This window comes from Pseudomonas sp. NPDC087598, assembly GCF_044743525.1.
Taxonomy (GTDB): domain Bacteria; phylum Pseudomonadota; class Gammaproteobacteria; order Pseudomonadales; family Pseudomonadaceae; genus Aquipseudomonas.
On sequence record NZ_JBIUWQ010000122.1, the window covers coordinates 1 to 4,879 of the forward strand.

General features: G+C 60.9%; 4 protein-coding genes and 1 pseudogene. All 5 read right to left on the minus strand.

Annotated elements, in window-relative coordinates; genetic code table 11:
* A pseudogene (locus ACIOWE_RS29715) lies at positions 1–122 on the minus strand (DNA-binding transcriptional regulator Fis); the annotation flags it as partial.
* Entirely contained in the window at positions 119–1,129 is a 1,011-nt protein-coding gene (gene dusB / locus ACIOWE_RS29720) for a tRNA dihydrouridine synthase DusB (RefSeq protein ID WP_401398519.1), read from the minus strand. The gene dusB and the pseudogene ACIOWE_RS29715, both read right to left, overlap by 4 nt.
* A gap of 185 nt (positions 1,130–1,314) precedes the next feature.
* The gene (locus ACIOWE_RS29725) at positions 1,315–2,592 is read right to left on the minus strand and encodes a DUF3426 domain-containing protein (protein ID WP_401398520.1); all 1,278 of its coding nucleotides are present in this window, start codon (positions 2,590–2,592) and stop codon (positions 1,315–1,317) included.
* A 30-nt stretch (positions 2,593–2,622) separates the two neighbouring features.
* Positions 2,623–3,501 carry a 50S ribosomal protein L11 methyltransferase gene (gene prmA / locus ACIOWE_RS29730; protein WP_401398522.1) on the minus strand — a complete coding sequence of 293 codons (879 nt, stop codon included), beginning with the start codon at positions 3,499–3,501 and terminating at the stop codon, positions 2,623–2,625.
* 268 nt (positions 3,502–3,769) lie between these two features.
* Positions 3,770–4,879, minus strand: a 1,110-nt coding sequence (locus ACIOWE_RS29735) for an acetyl-CoA carboxylase biotin carboxylase subunit (RefSeq protein WP_401398524.1), incomplete at its 5' end; no start/stop codon positions are given.

Here is a 4,879-nt window from a genome sequence, read left to right on the forward strand (position 1 = left end):
GTCTCGACACTCCCGCGAAGGGTCTGGCCATCTTCGCTCGGAGTATTGAGGTGCTGTTTCAAATTCACGTTGTCGCTCACGGGTGTTGTTCCACTCACTAAAGTCTCGGTCATCATCGTCATGCGGCCACCCCTTCATCGTCCCCTGTCAGGCTCTTGTAATGCTCGGCGAAGAACTCCCGAACATTGGCGCATTGTGTTTCCGTACCATCCAAACGATTGAAACGGGCGCGAAATTCCCTGGCGCCCGGCAAGGTTGCGAGATACCAGCCCACATGCTTTCGAGCAATGCGCACGCCCATCACGTCCCCATAAAAAGCGTGAAGTGCGGCCAGATGCTCTAGCAGAATGCGTTCCACCTCGATCAGCTCCGGTGCCGGCAATTTCTCGCCGGTACGCAGGAAGTGATCGATCTCGCGAAAAATCCATGGCCGCCCTTGAGCGGCTCGGCCTACCAACAGGCCATCGGCACCGGTCGCGTCGAGCACGTAGCGGGCCTTTTCCGGCGAATCGATATCGCCATTGGCAAACACCGGCATCGACACGGCCTGCTTGATCGCGGCAATCGTGTCGTACTCGGCTTCACCGGTGTACAGATCGGCGCGCGTACGGCCATGCACGGCCAGCGCGGTAATCCCGGCCTGTTCGGCGATCTTCGCCACGGTCAGGCCGTTCTTGTTGTCGCGATCCCAACCTGTGCGGATCTTCAGGGTAACCGGCACATCAACCGCAGCCACGACGGCCTGCAGGATCTCGGTCACCAATGCTTCATCCTTCAACAACGCGGAGCCGGCAGCCTTGTTGCAGACCTTCTTCGCCGGGCAACCCATGTTGATATCAATAATCTGTGCGCCCAGTTCGACGTTGGCCCGGGCCGCATCCGCGAGCATCTGCGCGTCGCCACCGGCAATCTGTACCGAGCGTGGCTCGGGATCACCTTCGTGGATCATGCGCATGCGCGACTTGCGGGTGTTCCACAGGCTCATGTCACTGGTGACCATTTCCGAGACTACAAGCCCTGCGCCCAGACGTTTGCACAGCTGACGAAAGGGCTGATCGGTGACGCCCGCCATCGGGGCGAGAATCAAGCCGTTCTGCAATGTATATGGGCCGATGCGTACCGCCGACATAGGACTTCCCTGAAGTGGGGCCGGATCATGAGAGTTCGAAAAAGGGTTGGCATGATACCCGCTCTCGATGACTGGATAAAGGCTGAATTGAACAAAATCTGAACAGTTATTCTGTTATCGCCAGCGGTTTGGTTACGCAGCGCGAAGTCAGAAAATTGCCGTCAATTGAAAAGCGCTGAGGCGATTCACTCGGGGGAGTGAAAACTGAGGCTGTAATTCACCGCTTTCGGGCCTGGATCGAGAATATCCAGCGCGATGTGGATCGGTGTTTGCGGCGGCATCTCCGCCAGGCCTTCGAGATCGCCACTGAGGTATTCACCGGGTTTGAAGCGACGACTGGCGATCAAGTGACCGTTGAGATCGGCGAAGCGCAGTTCCAGCAGTGGAAACGGTTGGGAGAACGTCGCGCGGTTATAGATGATCGCATCGACCACCAGCGCACCGCTGAACTCCGGATGGCTGCGCACCACCAGATTGCTGCTCTTGATTCTGGCGATGTCGACCTTGGACGGCACCGTGCAACCGATCTGCGGGCAGACTTGCTGGAACCATGGACGGTACTGGTCCTGCCGCGCCAGCTCATCGAAATGGTAGGCGATGTACTGAGCGGCCAGGCCACCCGCGGCAATCAGTACCAATAACAGCCAGAGCAGGCGGCGGCCCCACGGCGAGCGGCGTTTTTGCCAGTCCAGTTGCAGCGGGTCGTCGGTCAGGTCTTGCAGAACTTCGGCGCGTACGCCAGGTTCTGCGCGCTCGCGTTTTTTGCGCGACGGTTCGATCAATGGCAGATCGTCCTCGTCGACGTCGTCGCTGGCAGAAAAGCGCTCGCGGCGAGCATTCGGATCGATCGGGTCGTGCAGACGCAATTGCGGGATGGCGGGCTCGTCATCGAGATCAACCGGTTCCAGCGACAGCGAGGGTTCGGTGCGGGCGGTTGTTGCCGGCTCGGGCTCGACGATCTGCTCTTCGGTTTCCTCTTCGGGCTCGGGCAGGTGCTCATCGTCGCGTGCGCTGAACAGGCTGTCGCGCCACTCCGTTTCATCGGCTTCGGGGCTGTCGCGCCGGGCGCTGAGGGACTCTTCGCGCGGACGACCGAATTCGGTGGTCGGCTGAATTTCCCGTTGTTCGAGCCGGGCGAGTTCTTCGTCCAGATCGAGGCTGTCGAGATCCAGCTCCGAGGCGCTCCACTGCTTTTGGCTGATGGCGCGCGGCGCGGGCGGCTCGACGACAGTGGGCGATTCCACCACCGGCGGTGGTGCGGCCGGCGTTGGCTCGACAATGGCAGGTGCAACCGGCGTCACCGCGTCCTTGCCGGCGTGTTGCTCAAGCAGCTGTTTGGCGGCGTTGAACACTTGCAGGCAGGAGCCGCAACGAACCACCCCGCGGGCCACGCTCAATTGAGCATGGCTGACACGGAAACTGGTTTGGCAATGCGGGCACTGGGTGACGAAACTGTCGGTCATGCGGCGATCCGGATTATGCAGGCGGCCATTCTAGCGCCGACGGCCGGTGATGCGCACCCAGCCATCGCGATTGGCGATCGGGTCGAGATCGAAGTCCTGGGCATACGCGGCTGCGACGTCGTCGCCTTGTTCGGCGAGGATGCCCGACAGGGCCAGGCGTCCACCGGACTTGACCAGGCGGGTCAGTTGCGGCGCCAGCGAAACCAGCGGGCCAGCCAGAATGTTGGCAACCAGCACGTCGGCCTGGACCTGCGGCAGATCTTCCGGCAGGTACAGCGGGAACAGCTCGTCGGCGATGTTGTTGCGCCCGGCGTTGTCGCGCGAGGCTTCCAGCGCCTGTACGTCGATGTCGGTGCCGACGGCTTCTTTGGCGCCGAGCAGCAGGGCGGCAATGGCCAGAATGCCCGAGCCGCAACCGAAGTCGAGCACGTTGCAGTCTTTCAGGTCCTGACCATCGAGCCATTCCAGACACAGTGCGGTGGTCGGGTGAGTGCCGGTGCCGAACGCCAGGCCCGGATCCAGCAGCAGGTTGACTGCGTCAGGTTCCGGTGCGGCGTGCCAGCTCGGGACGATCCACAGGCGCTGACCGAAACGCATCGGCTGGAAACCATCCATCCAGCTGCGTTCCCAGTCCTGATCTTCGATGACTTCGCTGTGATGCTCGGGCAGCGGGCTGCCGGTCAGCAGTTCCAGATGGGCCAGTACCGGGGCGGGCTCGGTGCCGCCCTCGAACAGAGCCAGCAGATGCGTGTGCGTCCACAGCGGGGTGGTGTTGAGTTCCGGCTCGAAGATCGGCTGATCTTCGGCGTCCATGAAGGTTACCGAAACGGCGCCCACTTCAAGGAAAGCGTCTTCGTAGGTTTCGGCTTGTTCCGGGCTGATGGCGAGACGTACTTGCAGCCAAGGCATGGCGGGCACCTTTGAAAAAATATTGATTGCAGCCTAGCGGCCTGCGAGAAGCGCGCAAGTTTACGCGAGCGCAGGCGGTTTGTGGGAGAGACTTGAAACGCCATTCCCTTGTAGGAGTGAGCCTGCTCGCGATGGCGATGGTGATGTCGATACATGTATTGGATGTGTCGGCCTCATCGCGAGCAGGCTCACTCCTACAGGGATTTATGCAATCTGCAGAAACAACAAAGCCGCCCGAAGGCGGCTTTGTCAGGTGCGGGCTGGAAGCTTAGTGCTTCTCGCCAGCCAGCTTGTGCTCGAGGTAGTGAATGTTCACACCACCCTTGCAGAAGCCTTCATCACGCACCAGATCACGGTGCAGCGGGATGTTGGTCTTGATCCCGTCAACCACGATTTCGTCCAGGGCATTGCGCATGCGTGCCATGGCTTCGTCGCGGGTGGCGCCGTAAGTGATCAGCTTGCCGATCAGCGAGTCGTAGTTCGGCGGAACCGCATAACCGCTGTACAGGTGCGAATCGACGCGAACGCCGTTGCCGCCTGGGGCGTGGAAATGCTTGACCGTGCCCGGACTCGGCATGAAGGTTTTCGGGTCTTCAGCGTTGATCCGGCATTCCAGCGAGTGACCGCGGATAACCACGTCATCCTGAGTGAACGACAGCTTGTTGCCAGCGGCGATGCTGAGCATCTCCTTGACGATGTCGATACCGGTGACCATTTCCGAAACCGGGTGCTCCACCTGAACACGGGTGTTCATTTCGATGAAGTAGAAACGACCGTTCTCGTACAGGAACTCGAAAGTGCCGGCGCCACGGTAGCCGATGTCGATGCATGCCTTGACGCAGCGAGCCAGAACTTCCTGGCGCGCCTGCTCGTCGATGCCCGGTGCCGGCGCTTCTTCGAGAACCTTCTGGTGACGACGTTGCAGCGAGCAATCGCGGTCGCCCAGATGGATGGCATGACCCTGGCCGTCGGAAAGCACCTGGACTTCCACGTGACGTGGGTTGGTCAGGAATTTTTCCAGATAGACCATCGGGTTGCCAAACGCCGCGCCTGCTTCGGTGCGGGTCAGTTTGGCGAAGGAGATCAGGTCTTCTTCCTTGTGCACGACGCGCATGCCGCGACCACCGCCGCCGCCAGCGGCTTTGATGATCACCGGGTAGCCGACTTCGCGACCGATGCGCAGTGCCGTTTCTTCGTCTTCCGGCAGAGGGCCGTCAGAGCCTGGAACGGTTGGCACGCCAGCTTCGATCATCGCGTGCTTGGCCGATACCTTGTCGCCCATCAGGCGAATGGTGTCGGCTTTCGGGCCGATGAAGGCGAAGCCGGAGTTCTCGACCTGCTCGGCAAAGTCGGCGTTTTCCGCGAGGAAACCGTAGCC

What these genes read in the sequence shown, in the direction of transcription:
- ACIOWE_RS29725 (WP_401398520.1), bottom strand. Translation starts at nt 2,592, where the DNA reads ATGACCGACAGTTTCGTCACCCAGTGCCCGCATTGCCAAACCAGTTTC.
- prmA (WP_401398522.1), bottom strand. Translation starts at nt 3,501, where the DNA reads ATGCCTTGGCTGCAAGTACGTCTCGCCATCAGCCCGGAACAAGCCGAA.
- dusB (WP_401398519.1), bottom strand. Translation starts at nt 1,129, where the DNA reads ATGTCGGCGGTACGCATCGGCCCATATACATTGCAGAACGGCTTGATT.